This is a genomic window from Neobacillus rhizophilus, assembly GCF_018343535.1.
Classification (GTDB): domain Bacteria; phylum Bacillota; class Bacilli; order Bacillales; family Cytobacillaceae; genus Neobacillus; species Neobacillus rhizophilus.
Genome location: NZ_JAGYPF010000001.1, coordinates 59,744 through 78,960, shown reverse-complemented (window position 1 = coordinate 78,960; position 19,217 = coordinate 59,744). Strand labels below are relative to the sequence as shown.

Genomic DNA, 19,217 nt, shown 5'->3' with positions numbered 1-19,217 from the left:
AATAATAGTACTTCTATGAATATTCTGTCAATTATAATTTAGATAACACCTTTTAATCACTCTTAAACATCCTTCCCTTGTCCAGTTTGCATAAAATCTTCTGCACCAAATCATACTAACATTGAGAAAATGTGGAATATTGTCATGAGCACTTAATTATACAGGGGAAATGGGACATGAAATTCCGTAAAAGGAAATTATTATCACAAATTATAAATGAGAAGAGTCAAATGGTTCTAGTTGAACAACAAACGATTTTGAGTAAGGATCGTTTATCTATTCATTTACACGATAATGTCAAAAAATTGGAATCGATCTATGCGGATTGTGCCGATATAAAGTTCCGGTATTTTTTAATTGGGAATGAATCAAAAGCTGTTCTAATTTATGTTGACGGCATGTCAAACGTCGAAGAAATCGATAATAACCTTTTAACACCGTTAATGCGTTTAGAGCTAGAAAAAGAACCGGATATCCATGCCCTGATTGAAAATACCTTAACGGTTTCTAACATAAAGGAAATACAAACCTATGACGATGTGGTTAGTGAGGTTTCATCAGGAAATCCAATCATTTTAATAGATCATCAATCAAAAGGAATTTCGGCCGGAATTCCTAAATGGGAAAAACGGTCTCTTCAAGAGCCGACTACAGAAACTGTCGTCCGCGGTCCAAGAGATGGCTTTATTGAAACGTTAAGCACAAATATTGTCCTCCTGCGCAGGAAAATCAGAAGTCCTAAATTGAAAATAAAATCTCTTCAAATAGGACGCTATAGCCAAACACAAGTCGTTATCATGTACATCGAAGGTATTGCTGATCAAACCCTAATCGAAGAGGTTCAAAACCGTTTAAATCGGATTGATATTGACGGCATTCTGGAGAGCGGATATATCGAGGAGTTTATTAAGGATCATCCATACTCTCCCTTTCCGTTAATGTTAGATACAGAACGGCCGGATATTGCAGCTGCGAGCTTACTGGAAGGAAATGTAGTTATCCTAACGGATGGGACTCCCTTCGCCCTGATTGCGCCAACGACCTTTTACTCCCTGCTGCAGTCACCAGAGGATTATTATGAAGGGTTTATCATTGGAACGCTGATTCGCTGGCTTCGTTATGTCTTTTTGCTGGTGGCCTTGTTGCTGCCTTCCGTTTACGTTGCCATCCTGACATACCATCAGGAAATGATTCCCACCACCCTATTAATCAGCGTAGCAAAATCGCGGGAACAAATCCCTTTCCCGGCACTCGTAGAAGCATTAATCATGGAAGTTTCATTCGAGGCACTTCGAGAGGCCGGCATCCGATTGCCTAAGAACATTGGTTCTGCGGTTAGCATTGTCGGTGCCCTGGTCATTGGTCAAGCGGCTGTATCTGCGGGTTTGGTTTCAGCACCAATGGTCATGGCAGTGGCGATTACCGGGATTGCTTCCTTCTTAATCCCGCGTTACAGCGCATCGATTGTCCTCCGGATACTCAGGTTCCCCATCATGTTTCTGGCCGGCACATTGGGGTTAGTTGGCATCATGCTCGCACTTCTTACGATCATTGTTCATATGTGTACACTTCGTTCCTTTGGAGTTCCCTATCTGCAGCCCTTGGCGCCAATTAGAAATTCAGAGTTGAAGGACTCCATCATCAGGGCGCCCTGGTGGTCTTTTAAGAAGCGGCCCCATTGGACAGATGATTATAATAAGGTCCGCCAGCCAAATGGACAACAGCCTTCTCCTCTAAAAGGAAAGGAATAGGAGCTGACTTACCATGCTGGAACAAGGTAAAATTTCGCCAGTTCAAATGGCCTTGCTAATGATCCCGGCCATAATTGCAACTGTGCTTCTGTTGGTGCCGTCGATAACCGCCAAACATGCCCATCATGACTTATGGCTGTCACCAATCTGGGCGTGCGGAACCGGTTTTTTCGTTGTGTTTTTATCGTATAAATTGAATAAACTTTTTCCGGAAAAGACCATAATCGAATATAGCGAACATGCTCTAGGAAAAATACTCGGAAAATTGGTTGGGGGCATTTTTCTATTTTTCTATTTTCACGCAACCGGGATAATGGTGCGGGAATACGGCGAGTTTGTCTCCGGGGCGGCCCTGTTCCATACCCCAATGGCGGTTATAATAGGAACCATGGTTCTTGTTTGTTCCTTTGCGGTTCTTGGCGGCCTGGAAGTGATGGGTAGAGCTTCGGAAATCATCGTTCCCGTCGTGATTCTTCTCTACATCTTGCTTTTCATTCTGCTTATCAAAGATTTGGAAGTGAAAAATCTGTTTCCCATTATGGAAAAAGGCATTAGGCCTTCGTTAATGGGGTCGATTGTCCCGCAAAGCTGGTACAGTGAGTTCATCCTGGTCTCTTTTTTATTGCCTTATGTGACAAATCAGAAAAAAGGGTTTAAATGGGGATTGATAGCGGTTTTCATCGTCTTGTTTCTAATGGTTCTTACCAATATCATGGCTCTCTTATTATTTGGAAATTTGACTTCTTCACTTACCTACCCTGTGATGGTGGCAGCTCGTTACATTAGTATCGCTGATTTCTTGGAACATTTGGAATCGATTGTCATGGCGATATGGATTGCCGGGACATTTATCAAAATTACAGTATTTTATTATGTACTTGCTCTAGGCACCGCTCAGTGGCTTAAACTCTCAGATTACCGCCCAATCGTGCTGCCGATTGGTTTCTTAATTCTCTTACAAGGGCTCTGGGCAGCGCGGGATCTTCAGGAACTATCCCATTTTCTTGCAACATCAGGGGCAATTTATATTTTATCCATACAAGTGGTGCTTCCTTTTATCCTGCTCCTTTGTGCATCCATTCGAAAAAAGCTTGGCCAGCGGAAAGGAAACAAACAGAATGAAACTCCGGTCAATCATTGAAAATGGACTGCTCCGTTTTTTCCTTATATGTTCGGTCATTTCCCTTTCTGGCTGCTGGGACAGGAATGAAGTAAATGATTTGGCCTTAATTACAGCTGCAGGTTTTGACATGGTTTCAGATGAAAAGATTGAGTTGAGTGTACTTGTCTTTATCCCAAAAGGCGGCGGCAGTAGTGATCAAGCGATGGAGAGCGGCAATGGCGGAGCGAGTCAAACACTGGTAAGATCGGCTGAGGGGAAAACCGTGGCAGATGCGATGGCCAAACTTCAGGAGAAACTTCCCCGGAAAATCTTTTGGGGCCACACTGATGTTTTTATCTTAGATGAGGAGCTTGCCAAAAAAGGCATTGCCGGACACGTTGACTTTATCATGAGGCATCCAACGCTTCGGGAACGCGGGCAAATTTTTGTCAGCAGCCAAAAGGCTAAAAAGGTACTAAAACTTATGCCACCGCTCGAACGTGATTTGTCCGAGGTTTTGAAGGAACTAAGCCAGCATAAGTTGGGATTAAACATTACCACCAAAAAATTGGCGCAAATGCTGATCGGGGATTCAGGCGATTGTGCTCTGCCTTGGATTACCATCCTCCCCCCTGAAAATAAGGAAAAGCCTAAACAGACGATTGCTTATATTACCGGAACCGCCATTTTCAAAAAAGATAAAATGATTGGAATTATTGACGATTCCGTTACAAGGGGAGTGCTTTGGCTCAGAAATGAGATTCTGTTAGGTGTAATCACGATTAAGCCGCCTAAAACAGACGGTTATATCTCAGTAAATGTGTTGCAAGCACAATCAAAGCTGGTACCGAAAATACAGAATGGCAAATGGATTATCACTCTTAAATCAGTATCCGCCAGTGATATCGTCCAAAATACAACAAAATTAGATGTTTCGAATCCCGTTGTTCTGAAATCTCTCGAACCACTGTTAGCAAAAGAGATTGAAAAAAGAATTAAAAAGGCAAGGAATCAAGTGCAAGAGGAGATGAAAGCCGATATTTTTGGATTTGCTGAAGCCTTTCACCGTAAATATCCAGATGTATGGAATAAGAAAAAAAATCGTTGGAATGAAATCTATCCTAATGTTGAATTAAAATTTGATACAAAATGCCATATTCGCAGGCAGGGCCTAACTTCTTAACACACTTACAGGAGAAAAAGAGGTGAAATCATGAAATGGGGTCTGGTGATAGCCAGTTTAATCATTGCCATGTCCATGTTTCTTTATCAATGGCCAAAACTAAAAAAGCAGCAAAAGAAAGAAAAAGCAGCATTTCTATCACTAACCTTCCTTGGATTGTTTCTTTCTGTTTTACTTATTTTTTTTCCGGAAATGCCAGGCCCTACTCAAATGATTGACTGGATTTACAAGCCACTAGGAAGGTTGATTGAAAAATAAAAACCTTTTGCGACAGTTGAAGTGGGTTATCCGACAGTAAGAGGGAGCTATGCGACAGTTGACGCGGGTTATCCGACAGTTGGAGGGAGCTATGCGACAGTTGGAGGGTCCAATCCAAACAGTAAGTTTTTTTTAATCCCCCAAAAATGAACAAGCCACCCTTGACAATGGCCATGGGTGGCTTGTTTCGTAATACCTTATTCAAATAAAGGGCTGACTGCTTTTTTATTATGAACCCGATCAATACATTCAACTAGTAATGGAGCAACGGATAATATTGTCATTTTACCGCTTCTCTTTTCTTCCGGAATGGAAATCGTATTGGTGACCACTAATTCTTTAATCGACGATGATTCGATTCTGCTAATAGCTGGACCCGAGAGTACCGGGTGCGTGCAGCAGGCATATACGGCTTTTGCCCCTTTTTCCATCAAGGCATTTGCACCTGTTGTAATGGTCCCTGCTGTGTCAATTAAATCATCAACTATGATTGCATTTTTACCCTGGATATTTCCGATGATATTCATGATATCAGACTCATCGTGTTCAGGGCGGCGCCGGTCAATCAAGGCAATCGGCGCATTTAACCGGCTGGCCATTTTTCTCGCTCTGACCACCCCGCCGTTATGCGGTGCAACCACAACGATATCCTCTAATCCTTTTTCTTCAAAATACTTTGAAAGAATCGGAATCCCCGTTAAATGTTCTACCGGTATATCAAAAAAACCTTGAACCTGCGGGGAATGGAAATCCATTGTAATAATCCTGCTGGCACCAGCGGAAACCAAAAGATTCGCGATAAGTTTTGCTGTAATCGGTTCCCGCGACCTTGCTTTCCTGTCTTGGCGGGCATAGCTGTAATATGGCACAACAATGTTAATTACTTTTGCAGAAGCTCGTTTCAAGGCATCAATCATGATAAGAAGCTCCATTATATGTACATTCGTTGGATGTGAAGTGGATTGGACTAGGAAGACTTCACTTCCGCGAACACTTTCTTCTATGCTAATTTGAATTTCACCATCGCTAAATTGCTTCACGGAGCTTTGGCCTAACGTATAGCCTAAAAGTTCAGCCATTTCTTCTGCAAGCTTGCGGTTTGAATTTAAGGTAAACATTTTGAATTTTTTATTTAGTTGATAAGGCACCTTATTTCCTCCAAAAAATACTTTTTAAATTATTATAACATTCAATTTGGAAAAGGATTAAATTTTGCATAAAAAAAAGCACCCTTGAAAAGGATGCACCCATTGTTATTTTTCAATTACCTCCACGGAGGAAATCCGTGTTGGATTGATGACAATTTTTTCGTCTCTGTCTAAATATACAAGCGTGTTATGCAAAGTTCTTTCACCATTTGCTGAATCAGTATAAAAAGTTCGAGTGAAGTCTTTTAATGAATAATCCTTTTCGCTAATGACATATTCTTTCCCAGAATCCATGACGACTTTAATTTTCATTTTCCCCACTCCTAACTTATGTTGTTACTATTCATAATTCGATGTTGGAGGGTGAAAATCCTTTTAAAAAGCTATTCAATTTTTGAAATTATTGAAAACAACTCTTTATGAGGCTTCTATTTGCTGAATGATAAGCTGAGATTTTTTAGCGAATAGAGTCTCCCTGAAAAAATAAATAAATCATCGTAGTTAATTTTTACGTATTCTTCAATAATGCCGAGCCCTTCCTGAAAACGGTCAATTAAATAATGAGTGTATTTTTCATCCCACGAATATCGATTAATTCTGATTAGTTCGTCAGCAATGATTTGATACTGAAACTCCTCCATGATTAGTTTAATTTGATACAACTTATCCGCTTTTACATAAACACTATTTTTATTTCCATGGGTCTTATGGACAAATTTAATAAAGTTATTTATATTTTCTGCGAGCATGATCGCTTTTTGCATCTCGAATTGCATGTTTCCATCTCCTCGGCAATTAAATGCATTTTTACGGAGAGTGTATGTTTGGGACTTTTATTATATTACAAAACGAAAAGTGCCAGGCACCCTGTAAATAAATGATGCCCAGCACTTCTTTTCCATTTTAAAAAATATACATACAAACCGAGATGATGATTCCCGTGTAAACAAGTGTAATGACGGTGAATCCCATGATGTCGCGGATCTTGAGGCCGGCGATGGCTAAAAGCGGGATCGCCCAGAAAGGCTGGATCATGTTGGTCCAGGCATCGCCCCAGGCAACGGCCATGACCACTTTTGCCGGGTTCACACCCATCTCTAGTGCAGCCGGAATCACCATCGGCGCCTGAACGGCCCACTGTCCTCCTCCTGATGGAATAAACATATTCAACAAGCCTGCTGCCCAAAATGTAAATAACGGCAATGTATTGCTTGTGGAAATATTCGTGAATAAATCGGAAATCCATAACGCCAAACCTGAAGCACCCATCATCCCCATGATTCCAGCATAGAACGGATATTGCAAAGCAAATTGGCCGACGCTGCCGGACGCCTTCAAGATCCCTTTTCCAAGGTCCCGGACGTTTCCATATAATAATAGAGCAAATGTTAAGAAGATGAGGTTGACCGTATTTAAATCTAATGAAAATCCATTTTTCACAAAGTGATTGATTAAGTAGGATAACCCTAAAAGCCCGCCAAAAACGGTGATTAGTCTGCTTTTCTCCAATTTATCATTGAGGTAATTGGTTTCAGAATCTTTTGTGTCCTCTTCAATCTTATCTTCCAGCAGTTTTTGATCAATTATAAAGCGGTCTTCTTTTCTTTTTGGATGGACTAATTTCATGATGAATGGCAAAGTGAAAAAGGTGATGATGACGATGGCCAAATTTAAAGGTGAGAAAAGCGTCTCTGATGTTGGAATGATACCAATTTTATCTTGAAAAACATGATCTTTTGTCGCTACGAACAATGCCGGTGACGAGGAAAGTCCGCCCTCCCAGATGACAAATCCTGAATATCCAGCGGCAACTAAGACTCGGTAATCCACATCCCGTACCTTTTTCGCCACTAGCTTCGCGATAATACCGGCGACCACAAGTCCAAATGCCCAGCTGATCAGTGAGGCAAAAAGTGACGTAAAGGTCACTAGTAAAATAGCAGAAGTTGGTGTTTTACAAATCCCAGCGATTGATTCAAGTGTTTTAGAAACTGGTTTTGTTAAAGCTAAAGCGTAACTCATGATGAACGTAGTGATGATTTGCGCGGTAAAGGTTAACAGTCCCCAAAAGCCGTCTCCCCAATAAATGGCCATGTCCACCGGTGATTTATTCGTGATGAACATTCCGCCAAGGAACGTAATGACCGTCAGCAACACAGCAAAAACGAAGGCATCCGGCAGCCATCTTTCGGCAATTTTGGCAAAGAAAAGCCCAATTTTCGCAACAATATTATTCTGGTTATTTAGCAAAGATTTTGGTGATTCATTTTGCAGATTCGTTTTCATTTCATTTCCTCCCTTTTCTCGAAAATATAATTTTTTAATAGATGCTTTTGAATTTTTCCAACCGAGGTTCTCGGGAACTCAGTTAGGATCTGAACGGATTCCGGAACCTTAAATTTGGCCAGTTTATTCTTACAGAAATCGATTAATTCCTCAGAAGGAGTATCATAGCCGTCTTTCAAGATGACGAAGGCGTGAATGGACTCGTCCCTCATTTCATCTGGCATTCCTATGACAGCGCTTTCAAACACAGCCTGATGCTGATTCAAGACAGACTCGACTTCACTTGCCGCCACATTCTCTCCTGCCCGTTTGATCATATCCTTCTTCCGGTCAACAAAATAGAAAAAATCCGAAGCCGGGTCCTTTCGTGCCATATCACCTGTATAAAGCCAGCCATCCCGCAATGTCTCGTTTGTGGCTGTCTCATTGTTAAAATACCCCTTCATTATCGTTCTGCCCGGAATACCGGAAACCACAATTTGACCTTCTTCCCCATCCTCTACTTCACAGCCATTTTCATCCACCAGCTTGACGTTATAGGCAATATTTGGACGGCCGATACTCAAGTTATCTCGATTGCCGTTGATTGGATTGATGAGTGGTGTCCCGACTGTTTCGGTCATGCCGTATAACTGGCATAATGGAACCTGGTACCTTTCCTCGAAGATTTGCAGCTGTTCACTCGTAACTGATTGGGCAAAAACAATTAAGCGCAGGTTGTTATTCGCATCTTCAGAATCATATTCTTTTTTCAAAATCATTTTGATTGGTGCGGCAAACAAGGAACCCACCGTGGCCTCGAGACGTTTCGCCTGCTTAAAATACCTGGAAGCGCTGAAGGATTCGGTTATGGCAATACTTGCGCCTACCGTCAGGGCTGGCATCGACAAATAATACTGACCATTCCCATGGAAAATAGGCAGTACAATCATCACTCGGTCTTCAGGAGTTAACCTTAACGACATCGACATGATTTCTCCGACAAACACATAGTTGGCGTGAGTGATTAGGACCCCTTTTGGCTTGGAGGTTGTCCCTGATGTATACAATATCGCAGCAAGATCATCACTTGAGAGTTCAGGAAACGCTTTCATATGTTCGTGTTGCTTAATCACTACATCAAGACTTACCCCATACGCTTGGCTGCCCTTGCTTCTTGATAAAAACAAACCATTTAATTGAGATTGGAAACTAGTAAACTTCTCTACGTATTCATCTTCGGTAATGACAAGCCTTGTTTCCGAATGTTCCAATAGGTAGGCAATTTCTTCTGCAGTGGAAAGAATATTAGTTGGCACCATAACCGCGCCGATGGATGTAATGGCAAACCAGGAAATCATAAAGTCCATGCTGTTCGGCAGGTGGAGCAGAACTTTATCACCCTTTCTAATACCGTAACCATGTAAAGCGGATGCAAGCCTTCTGACCTGGCCGCTAAATTCTTCATATGTATGAGAAAGTATCTGTTCATTTTTGTCTTCAAATACGATAAAGGCCTTTTTGGGAAAAAGTGCAGTCATTTCCTCTAATAGCTTCGGAATTGTTCTATTTCCGATAATATCAGTCACGATTTCCCCCACCTGCGAATAAACGTTTCATTTGTATGAATTCCTCCTCCATCATTTTTAATAGTTCTTGTCGAGTATCTATAATGCAATTTCCATGCCAAAACTATTAATCATTGAAACGTTCACAAAATTGTTGATTTTATTGGAAAAAGGCGGAATAAAAGTGATTCTTTTCAGAATCACTGATGAAGAACGTAATCGGTTTGCTGAAAACCAAGCCGCTGCATTTTTTTCACCAAGGCTGATTGGCTGATACCGAGGGCTTTTGCCGCTTTCCTCGTGGATCGATATTGAACCATTGCCTCCATGATCATCGCTCGTTCCAGATCTTGGACAACTTCTTTTAATGTTTTTTCATTCGTCAAGCTTTGTGTTAAATACTGATGATTGAAGGAAAAATGATGGGAATCGATCACTTCTAATTCTACGGTTACCACAAGCCGTTCTATCAGATTTTGCATTTCTCGAATATTCCCCGGCCAGGAATAGGTCTTCATTTGGGTAATGGCCGCGTCCGACAATTGCTTATTCATGTTATATTTTTGGTTTAATTTCTTTAAAAAATAAAAAGCTAGCAGCGGGATGTCCTCTTTCCGTTCGCGTAAGGAAGGGATTTTAATAGGTACAACATTTAAGCGGTAGTATAAGTCTTGGCGAAACTCCCCTCTGACTACCATTGATTCCAAATCTTTATTAGTAGCTGAGATAATCCGAATATCTATTTTCTTCGGTTGGCCACCGCCAATCCGTCTGACTTCTAATTCTTGAATGACTCTTAAAAGCTTGACCTGAAGATGGAGCGGCATTTCCCCAATTTCATCAAGGAAAATGGTGCCTTTGTCAGCCTGTTCAAATAATCCTGCTCGGCCCCTGCTGTCAGCACCCGTAAAGGCCCCTTTTTCATAGCCAAATAACTCAGATTCCAGCAAATCCTTGGGGATGGCAGCACAATTTAATTTGATGAAGGGCTGATTGGCACGGGAACTTAATTTTTGAATTAAATTGGCGATTATTTCCTTTCCGACCCCTGATTCCCCAAGCAGCAAAACAGTCGAATGGACTTGGGCAATTTTTTGCACTAAATCGATGACTTTCAGCATTTTATCACTATTAGCTACAATCCCATCATGCGAGATAATATGGTCCTTTTTTTGATAGAACTCCAATTCCTGCAAATATTGGTCAGCAAGTGCCTTGGTATGTTTTAATTCGATCTTCAATTGATTTAAAGTGGAGATGTCCCTTAGGTTGGTGACCACATACAAAATTTCCCCATTTTCATCAAAGATGGGATTTCCTGTTACCAATAGCTCTTTCCCGTTCACTTTTTGGACCATTGTCAGTCGTTCTTTTTTTTCTAAAACATGCATGGATATGGAATCGGAAATGATGCCTTGCTCTTTTAAATCGTTCATATGTTTCCCAATTAACTGTTCTTTTGTGGCACCCGTGACTCTTGTATAAGCCTTGTTCATTTTAAAACCATATCCGTTTTTATCGGTAATAAAAATTGGATCGTAGCTGGAGTCGATAAAATCTTCAAAAATCTTTGCCAACTTCTTTTTCCAGTTCAACTGTTCCGTGAGTTCCTGAATTTGTTCTTGAAGATTCGTTTCCAAATTATTCATTTGTTTCCACCCCTTGTCAATTTATTATAAATTATCTGATTACTTTTTTCATCACTTAATAGTGGAATCCTGTCCTTGAAGAAGGAATACTCCAACTTTAAAAAGAATAAATATAGTGGATTATGAATAGGGGGTGACAAAGATGTTAAAACAGGAACAATTAAAGGAAATTAAAGCTCTACAAGAGATTTGTGAAAAAGAAGGTGGATTCCACCTAAAGCTTAATGATGACATGCTCGAAAACCGTAGCGCAAACCGGCAGGAAGACTTCTTTCTTTACGAAGGTGGCAAGCTCGTCGCTTTCCTAGGAAGCTATGGATTTGGAAATAAAGTGGAGCTTTGCGGGATGGTGCATCCTGATTATCGTAGAAAAGGGATTTTTTCGGAACTGCTGGAAATGGGACTTATCGAGGCAAAAAAACACGGTGCGAGCACGATTTTGTTAAATGCTCCAACAGAGTCTCAATCAGCTAAGGATTTTTTGAAAAATATCCCCTGCACGTTTGCGGTGGCGGAGTATCAGATGAAATGGGAAGTTACTGAGTTATCCGATGATCCTTCAGTAACGGTGAGACCTTCTTTTTCTAAGGAAGATTGGGAAGCAGAAATACAGTTGGAAATCTCATGCTTTGGGTTTAGCGAAAAAGAAGCGCGGGAATTTCAACAGACAATCTCAGAAAATAGTAGCGATCAAAGGCTTATCGTTGAGGCGGATGGAAAAACGGCTGGGAAAATGCGCGTATCCGATTCGAATGGCGAAGCGTGGATCTATGGTTTTGCGGTTTTCCCTGAACTGCAGGGAAAAGGAATTGGCCGTCGTGCTTTATCAAGGGTCGTCAAAATGGAACATCAGAAAGGCTTGCCGATTTTTCTCGAAGTCGAAGCTAAGAACGCCCATGCACTGGGGCTCTATGAATCTTGCGGGTTTAGGAGTTATCATTCGCAGGATTATTATCTATACCAAAATTAGAATGAAAAACTGCCAGGATATGTTTCGTATCCTGGCAGCTAATTCACTATTCAATAAATCGGGCCACGTCACTACCACAGCTTTTACATTTTCCTTCCAATACGATTCCAGGTGATGATTCCTTTACGGTATAATTTACAATCTGAACTACATCACAACAATCACTGCACCAAACATTTCGTTCCAGGTCTTTGCGAATTTTCACCGGAATAGAAAGCCACTTTTTATTAGCGGAAAAAGAAAGCACCTCTTCTTCACTTGCTGTTTCTTCTAGGTTCTCTCCCTCTTTTTCCAAAACATCGATTACCTCTTGAATTTTAGCGCTGACTCTTTTGTATTCTATTGTTTTCCAAGCATCTAGAATTGTTATTAACCCGCGATTTCCGGTGGCAGCTATTTTATCTAGTAATAAAAGAATCATGGAACGGTTCCTGTCTTTGAGGGTTTCAACAAATTCATAGGTTTGATTTTCGGCTGCTTCGATTAATTTATTCAATAATTCTTCAGCATAGGCCTCCTGCTCAATTTCCCAGCCTTTTTCCGTAAAGACGAGCATCGGAAGCCGATTATCATATTCAATGTTTAGATATTGATGAAGAATCATCCAGTCTATTTTTGCAAGAATGTCCTTTTGAGAAACCCCTTTAAATGCCCCGTACACAGGACTGTAGTCCAATTCCAGCTCTAGCACCTTTTTGTCTTTTGACCCGGCTAAAATTTTTGCAAGCAGAGCACGGCCTCCGCTCATGATCAAATCATCAGCTCCACGCAAAATGGTTTTTATCTCATCGTCTGGTAAAGACTTTATCCCATTTGCATCAAGCTCCACACTCACTCTGTTAATTTTTTTACCCATCGATCTCCCTCATTTTACTTTTTAGAATAATATATCATTATTGCCTTAGGACTGGATATTTAACAATTAAAGAACTTTAGGAAACCTTTTATTAAAGTTAATCGTATTAAATATAAAGAACCTGATATTGGTGGTGTTTTTTATGAAATATTCTTCAAAGAAGGATTGGTGGCTAACAGTTATTGTTTTTGGGGGCATGATATTTGCAATTTGGAGCAGCGGATCGGCGGTTTTTGAAGACACTCCGAATGTTGGAGAAACAATAGTTGCGCTCCTAGTCCCGATTCTTTTATCCATTTTTATATTGTGGCTGTGGCTGACTACTTACTATGTTATTGATGATAAAAACTTAATTGTCAGGTATGGGCCGTTTAAGAAAATTATTCCGTTTTATTCAATAAAATCTGTCAAGAAAACGATGAATCCCTTATCTAGCCCGGCGTTGTCTTTAAAAAGACTTGAGATTACGTACGGTCAATATGATACTGTTCTCATTTCACCTAAGGACAGGGATGAGTTTATGGACGTTCTAGCAAATCACTGTCCTCATGCAAAGATAATAAAGTCGTAGTAAGTGCCAGATGGCCACTAAATGGTGGTATCTGGCACTTTTTTGACTGATATCATCGTTTCTAGAAACACACGGATAATATACGATACTAATTTTACCATTCGCGGGTTACCAGACACTCTTTCGGGCAAAATAGAGTTTCTATTTTTACCGTTCACAGGTTTCCGGGGCTCACTCGGGTAATATAGAACCTCTATTTTTACCGTCCAAAGATTTCCGAGGCTCACACGGGTAAAATAGTATCCCTTATTTTTACCGTTCCCGAGTTTACGGGTATCACATGGGCAATATAGAACCTCTATTTTTACCGTCCAAAGATTTCCGAGACTCACACGGGTAAAATAGAATTCCTTATTTTTACCGTTCCCGAGTTTACGGGTATCACATGGGCAATATAGAACCTCTATTTTTACCGTCCACAGGTTTCCGGGGCTCACGCAGGTAAAATAGAACCTCTATTTTTACCGTCGAAACTATCTAGGCATCCCAACGGGTAAAATACTAACCTAATAATATCTATTTTTCTACGTTCATTACACTAACTGTTTTTCTTTACCACAACCCCGCATTGTTCCTCCAACGGCAGAATAACCGCCGACATATCCAAATCGCCTAAACCTTGCTCGGTTGAAAAACGATAGGCCTCCTCTGCCAATTGACCCGTAAATTCCCTCAACCCTGCCTCTTGTAAAAGCTGATTGGCCAAGCGGACATCCTTGTGAACGTATTTCACTGCACCGCCTGGCTCAAATTGACGATCGAAGACATATTCCTCCATATGTCTGCGTAAAATTCGGCTGTCCCCATAGCTCGTCGAGAGGATTTTGTATAGTTGCTCAGGAGCAAGGCCAAATTTAGACCCGGTTACCATCACTTCAGAAACTGCCAGCGAATGGACCGCAACTAGATATTGGTTCATGAGCTTAGCAATGCTGCCAGAGCCCGACGGTCCAAGATATTCAATCGTTCCCCCGACAACTTCTAATATCTTAAAAACTTTTTCAAACGCAGTCTTTTCTCCTCCGACCATTATGGTTAAAGAACCGCTTTCCGCTCCCTCAGGCCCGCCGCTTACAGGGCAATCAAGATAATCAATTCCCTTTTCAATAGCTTGCGAGCAAATGGTTTTGCTAGTATCTGCCCCGACCGAAGTAAAATCAATACAAATAGTGCCGGGCCGGGCATTTTCAAGTATTCCAGCTTGATAAACTTCCAAAACGTCTCCAGGCATAGATAAACATGTACAAATAACTTCACAGTTTTGAGCCAGCAACGCAATGGATTCCTCATGAGTGGCGCCATGCTCCACCGGCGCTTTTACTTTCTCCTTAGTGCGGTTATAGACACTTACTTGATACCCATGATCTAAGAGTCTTTTTACCATCCTTGAACCCATTACACCAATACCGATAAATCCTATTTTCATGTTTATTTTCCTCCTGCCCTAAGCCATTCGAAACTATCTTGGCTTTTCCCTAAAGGGGTATATTCCAGCCCAATATACCCTTGATATGTATCATTTAAATATTGAAAAATACTTTGATAATCCATTTCCCCAGCTCCAGGCTGATTCCGCCCCGGAACATCGGCAATTTGAATATGGCCTACTACATCAGCATATTGTTGAAAAAATGCGAGTGGGTTCCCATGGATTCTTTGAATATGGTAAAAATCAAATTGAAGCTTTATATTCGGCAGCCCCAATGTATCCAGAATTTCCTTAGCTTGATGAATGTCACTTAAAAAATAACCCGGAATATCAAATTTGTTGATCGGTTCTATCATAACCGTCAGGCCATGCTTCGCCATTTCCGTTCCGGCATAATGAAGGTTCTCCAAATAGATGTCCTTCGCTGTTTCACTATCGTCCTTAGAAACGATACCGGCCATACAGTGAATTCTTGGAACGGTCAAGGCAGTTGCGTACTTGATTCCTTCCATGACCGAACTTCTAAATTCGTCCATCCGATTGGGGACAACCGCAAGGCCTCGGTCACCCTTTTCCCAATTACCCGGAGGCAAATTCAATAGCACCATCGATAATTCATTTCGGACAAGTTCCCGCTTTATTTCATCTATCGAATAATCATACGGAAATTGACACTCCACATAGGAAAATCCACACTCCCGGGCTTTCTTAAACCGCTCTAAAAAAGGCACTTCAGTAAAAATAGTTGTAAGGTTAACTGCAAATTTGTTCATCTATAACTCCATCAATAAAATTTTTTAGAAAAGCACTAAATAAAAGATTCGACTATAATTTTCATTTTTCCTTGCTACTATCAAAAATTTATAGATGCGATACACTCAAAATGCGTTTTACCAATTTAGACCAAAATAAACCAATAATAGACAAATTAAGCTTTTATTAAGAGGATTATGTAGGAAAAAGTCTAAGGATATTTATTGCAATGTTCTGATATTTATTATTACATATAGGTATTCACCATGATTTTTTTTTACTAAAGTAGGTTTTAACATACTTTTGAAAGCGCAACCAACCTATTTTCTTTAAAAGGGAGGAGTAGTGATTTAACTATTATTTCATTGAATTTCATTAAAATGTAAGGAGGAAACGACTAACGATGAAAATCCTGAAAAAACCTATTGCCATTTTGACAACTCTAGCATTGACTGCGTCAATGTATACTTCAGCAATGGCAGCTAAACCATCCGGAGAGGAGCTGCATGCAGTGTCCAATGTTGCGAGTCCAACTGTAACCGGACCAATCCCATCTAGTCCATTAGGGGATCCCTCCCACAACTATCCTCAGCTAGCGACAAGCACATACTTATCAAAACATGGATACATAGAGGAAGAATTCTTTTTTGAGGGACAAGCCAAACGTTATAGTACGGCGCAATCTCTTCAGACAGCTGCCTCTATCTCCACTGGACATCCATACAAAACTCGGATGCTCATACGCAGACCCGTATCACCACAACAGTTTAATGGTAAAGTCATAGTGGAGTGGCTGAATGTCACCAGCGGTTACAATCTTGATGCAATGTGGATGGCATCATCTGAACACTTCCTTCGAGAAGGATATGCCTACGTAGGAGTATCTGCTCAGCAAGTCGGTGTTCACAGAGGTGATAAGGCGGGTGAAGCTCCAACGGGTCTTAGAGCATGGAGTCCAGAACGTTATGGTACTTTTGATGTAACGGATGGCGGTACAATTACAGATGATGGATTAGCCTTTGATATCTATTCCCAAGCAGCACAAGCCATTCGCAGTCCAGGAAGTGTCAATCCACTCGGTAATCTTAAGCCGAAAATGATTATTGCTGCAGGTGCCTCTCAATCCGAGCGTTTCATTGCACGATATTATAATAAGATACAGCCTTTAACCAACATTTTTGACGGGTTCATTTTGTTCCTTGGTATCGGTGATAAACTACGTACCGATCTTCAGACGAAGGTAATCAAAGTCAATACAGAAAATGATCTTATTGCCCTTGGAGAGGTAGGTGCACGCCAAGATGATTCCGATGTCCTTCGTACATGGGAGGTTGCGGGCGCGTCGCATGTTGGCTTTGCAAGCTGGGATTATCGCGTGGGTCTCTTAGAGCGTGATGACCTGCCTCAGGCTGACTTAAAAGTTTGTACACACGAAGGGCTCAGTCGTGTTCCATCGGGTTACGTAGTCAATGCAGCTTATGAGCATCTTGTACGTTGGATTACTGATGGAATTGCACCACCAAAAGGAGACCGCATCCAGGTGAAATCCACTAATCCTGTTGTGATTGCTCGTGACAAAGATGGGAACGCACTTGGCGGAATCCGGTTGCCACAGCATGAAGTACCTACGGCCGTAAACACCGGATTTAACTCGGGACCTGGTTTCTGTTATCTCTTTGGTTCTCATGATGCGTTTAACCAGGCAAAATTAGACAACCTATACTTCAACCATGGGGACTATGTATCAGCAGTAAGCTCAGCAGTAAATAAAGTTGTAAAACAAGGATTCCTTTTGAAAGATGATGCCAAAACCATTCGTGATGAAGCTGCAAAATCTGTAATTGGCAAATAGAAGTTTCGCTCGATAAATTACGGCGGCGTATAACAATCCAGCTTACTACCATTTAGTGATAATACTTTATTAATATTAAAGTTTAGAAAGGCCGCTAGATATTGACTGTAGACCCTAGTCAATATCCAGCGGCTCTTCATTTGCTTCCAATTATGATCTCAAGTATTGGGGCCAAGGCGCCTTTATTATTTAGATGCGAATTCCGGCTTTCTTTTTTCTAAAAAGGCAGATGTTCCTTCGTTTTTGTCTTCTGTAGAAAACAGGACAGCTTGGGCAAGTTTTTCAACAAGCAGGCCCGTTCTTTGATCTGTTTCAAATCCGGTTAGTACGGCGAGCTTTGCCAACTTGACGGCCAGCGGTCCTTTCGCGAGGATTTTATCCGCCACTTCCTCAGTTTTTGCTACAAGCTCTTCCGGTGCTACTACTTCAGAGACCAATCCAATACGGTACGCTACTTCCCCGTCAATCATTTTACCGGTCAGAATCATCTCAAGCGCTTTCCCTTTGCCAACCACGCGAGCCAGGCGCTGGGTACCTCCAGCAGAAGGAATGATAGCAAGATTCAGTTCCGGCAGACCAAACTTGGCATTCGCGGACGCGACCCTAATATCACAAGCAAGCGCAAGCTCGCAGCCCCCGCCTAAAGCAAAGCCGTTTACCATCGCAATGGTTGGTTTATCATACATTTCAATGAGATCATATACCTCTTGCATTCCACCCGGTTTGAAAACATCGAGAGCTGTCTTCAGTTTTAACTGGCTGATATCTGCTCCAGCAGCGAAGGATTTTTCGCCTTTTCCGGTAAAAACAACAACTCCTACTGAATCATCTCCCTTAAGTTCATTCAGGGCTGCAACAATTTCCTGCAAGGTTTCAAAGTTCAAAGCATTGCGAAGCTCAGGACGATTGATGACGATATAGGCAAGGCGCCCTTTTCGGTTAATTTCAAGATTTTGATAGTTTTGCATCATTAACTCCCCCTTTTAATTATAGTTATAAAACCCTTTTCCGCTTTTCTTCCCAAGCCGCCCTGCTTTTACATATTTTACGAGAATTGGACATGGGCGATATTTCTCTCCAAGTGTTTTATGGAGGTATTCCATATTTCGGAGCCTTGTATCAAGGCCAACAAGGTCAGCAAGTGCAAGCGGACCCATTGGATGGTTAAGGCCTAATTTAATCGCTTTATCAATATCCTCGACCGTCCCGACACCTTCCATGACCATATTCATTGCTTCATTCCCAATCAGGCAGTTCATCCGACTGGTAGCAAAGCCGGGGAATTCATTGATTTTGACACATTCCTTTCCGAGCGCTTTTCCAAATTCAAAACTTCTTTCGATCGTCTCCTCGGATGTTTCCAATCCACAAACCACTTCAATCAACTTCATTCTCGGTACCGGGTTGAAGAAATGAAGAGCAAGACAGCGGTCCGGTCTCGATGTTTGCGCCGCAATTTCCGTTGGGCTCATCGTCGATGTATTGGTAGCCAAAATCGCAGAAGGCTTAACGATTTTATCCAGTTGCTTAAAGATTTCTATTTTTAAATCCATGATTTCCAAAACAGCTTCAATGACTATATCGGCATCTTTTGCGGCTTCTTCAAGCTGGGTGGTATAGCGGATTCTGTTTATGGCCGCATCCGCCGCTTCTCTATCAAGTTCGCCTTTTTCAACAGCACGGTTAAATTGCTTTTCGATGTAGGATCGGCAGGTTTCCAGGGCTTTTTCACTGATATCTTGGACATAGGTTGTAAAACCCGCTGCTGCACTTGTATAAGCAATCCCGCGTCCCATCGTACCTGAACCAATGACACTAACTATTTCCATCCTATTTACCCCTTTCATGCAGAAAGAGCCCCA

General features: G+C 41.4%; 18 protein-coding genes. 7 read left to right on the top strand and 11 right to left on the bottom strand.

What is annotated here, in order from left to right; genetic code table 11:
* Positions 1-176 precede the first annotated feature (176 nt).
* From KHA99_RS00420 to KHA99_RS00405, 4 genes are read left to right on the top strand one after another with little or no spacing between them, the layout of a single operon-like run.
* Complete coding sequence (locus tag KHA99_RS00420; RefSeq protein ID WP_213115466.1) at positions 177-1,751, top strand: spore germination protein; 1,575 nt, start codon at positions 177-179, stop codon at positions 1,749-1,751.
* A 13-nt stretch (positions 1,752-1,764) separates the two neighbouring features.
* Positions 1,765-2,892, top strand: coding sequence for a GerAB/ArcD/ProY family transporter (locus KHA99_RS00415; RefSeq protein ID WP_213115465.1), 1,128 nt, complete (start codon positions 1,765-1,767; stop codon positions 2,890-2,892).
* Positions 2,870-4,036, top strand: coding sequence for a Ger(x)C family spore germination protein (locus KHA99_RS00410; protein WP_213115464.1), 1,167 nt, complete (start codon positions 2,870-2,872; stop codon positions 4,034-4,036). The genes KHA99_RS00415 and KHA99_RS00410 overlap by 23 nt, the downstream gene beginning before the upstream one ends.
* A gap of 30 nt (positions 4,037-4,066) precedes the next feature.
* Positions 4,067-4,294 (top strand): hypothetical protein, encoded by a 228-nt coding sequence (locus KHA99_RS00405; protein WP_213115463.1) that lies wholly within the window; start codon positions 4,067-4,069, stop codon positions 4,292-4,294.
* 197 nt (positions 4,295-4,491) lie between these two features.
* Here the strand turns inward: KHA99_RS00405 and KHA99_RS00400 are convergent, their stop codons facing one another.
* The 6 genes from KHA99_RS00400 to KHA99_RS00375 all read right to left on the bottom strand — a co-directional run bounded on the left by KHA99_RS00400 (position 4,492) and on the right by KHA99_RS00375 (position 10,924).
* Entirely contained in the window at positions 4,492-5,442 is a 951-nt protein-coding gene (locus KHA99_RS00400) for a ribose-phosphate diphosphokinase (RefSeq protein WP_284035397.1), read from the bottom strand.
* A 105-nt stretch (positions 5,443-5,547) separates the two neighbouring features.
* A complete protein-coding gene (locus KHA99_RS00395; protein ID WP_213115462.1) occupies positions 5,548-5,754 on the bottom strand; it encodes a hypothetical protein in 207 nt (68 codons plus the stop codon).
* Positions 5,755-5,870: 116 nt separating this feature from the next.
* Positions 5,871-6,218, bottom strand: coding sequence for a hypothetical protein (locus KHA99_RS00390; RefSeq protein WP_213115461.1), 348 nt, complete (start codon positions 6,216-6,218; stop codon positions 5,871-5,873).
* A gap of 127 nt (positions 6,219-6,345) precedes the next feature.
* Complete coding sequence (locus KHA99_RS00385; RefSeq protein WP_213115460.1) at positions 6,346-7,728, bottom strand: short-chain fatty acid transporter; 1,383 nt, start codon at positions 7,726-7,728, stop codon at positions 6,346-6,348.
* Entirely contained in the window at positions 7,725-9,296 is a 1,572-nt protein-coding gene (locus KHA99_RS00380; RefSeq protein ID WP_307851956.1) for an AMP-binding protein, read from the bottom strand. The genes KHA99_RS00385 and KHA99_RS00380 overlap by 4 nt, the downstream gene beginning before the upstream one ends.
* A gap of 179 nt (positions 9,297-9,475) precedes the next feature.
* Positions 9,476-10,924 (bottom strand): sigma-54 interaction domain-containing protein, encoded by a 1,449-nt coding sequence (locus tag KHA99_RS00375; RefSeq protein ID WP_213115459.1) that lies wholly within the window; start codon positions 10,922-10,924, stop codon positions 9,476-9,478.
* Between the two features lie 142 nt (positions 10,925-11,066).
* Here KHA99_RS00375 and KHA99_RS00370 point away from each other — a divergent pair, with 142 nt between their 5' ends.
* On the top strand, positions 11,067-11,894 hold the full coding sequence (locus KHA99_RS00370) for a GNAT family N-acetyltransferase (protein ID WP_213115458.1): 828 nt from the start codon (positions 11,067-11,069) through the stop codon (positions 11,892-11,894).
* A gap of 46 nt (positions 11,895-11,940) precedes the next feature.
* Here the strand turns inward: KHA99_RS00370 and KHA99_RS00365 are convergent, their stop codons facing one another.
* A complete protein-coding gene (locus KHA99_RS00365) occupies positions 11,941-12,750 on the bottom strand; it encodes an RQC domain-containing protein (protein ID WP_213115457.1) in 810 nt (269 codons plus the stop codon).
* A gap of 142 nt (positions 12,751-12,892) precedes the next feature.
* On the opposite strand from KHA99_RS00365, the gene KHA99_RS00360 reads away from it, so the two are divergent.
* Complete coding sequence (locus tag KHA99_RS00360) at positions 12,893-13,321, top strand: PH domain-containing protein (RefSeq protein WP_213115456.1); 429 nt, start codon at positions 12,893-12,895, stop codon at positions 13,319-13,321.
* 538 nt (positions 13,322-13,859) lie between these two features.
* On the opposite strand, the gene KHA99_RS00355 is transcribed toward KHA99_RS00360, so the two are convergent.
* Complete coding sequence (locus KHA99_RS00355) at positions 13,860-14,747, bottom strand: NAD(P)-dependent oxidoreductase (protein ID WP_213115455.1); 888 nt, start codon at positions 14,745-14,747, stop codon at positions 13,860-13,862.
* 2 nt (positions 14,748-14,749) lie between these two features.
* Positions 14,750-15,523 carry a hydroxypyruvate isomerase family protein gene (locus tag KHA99_RS00350; protein ID WP_213115454.1) on the bottom strand — a complete coding sequence of 258 codons (774 nt, stop codon included), beginning with the start codon at positions 15,521-15,523 and terminating at the stop codon, positions 14,750-14,752.
* 383 nt (positions 15,524-15,906) lie between these two features.
* Here KHA99_RS00350 and KHA99_RS00345 point away from each other — a divergent pair, with 383 nt between their 5' ends.
* Positions 15,907-17,355: an alpha/beta hydrolase domain-containing protein gene (locus tag KHA99_RS00345; protein WP_213115453.1), complete on the top strand. Its 1,449-nt coding sequence runs from the start codon at positions 15,907-15,909 to the stop codon at positions 17,353-17,355.
* A gap of 185 nt (positions 17,356-17,540) precedes the next feature.
* On the opposite strand, the gene KHA99_RS00340 is transcribed toward KHA99_RS00345, so the two are convergent.
* Both KHA99_RS00340 and KHA99_RS00335 read right to left on the bottom strand, forming a co-directional pair.
* A complete protein-coding gene (locus KHA99_RS00340) occupies positions 17,541-18,323 on the bottom strand; it encodes an enoyl-CoA hydratase/isomerase family protein (RefSeq protein WP_213115452.1) in 783 nt (260 codons plus the stop codon).
* A gap of 15 nt (positions 18,324-18,338) precedes the next feature.
* Positions 18,339-19,184, bottom strand: coding sequence for a 3-hydroxyacyl-CoA dehydrogenase family protein (locus KHA99_RS00335; RefSeq protein ID WP_213115451.1), 846 nt, complete (start codon positions 19,182-19,184; stop codon positions 18,339-18,341).
* Between the last annotated feature and the right edge of the window lie 33 nt (positions 19,185-19,217).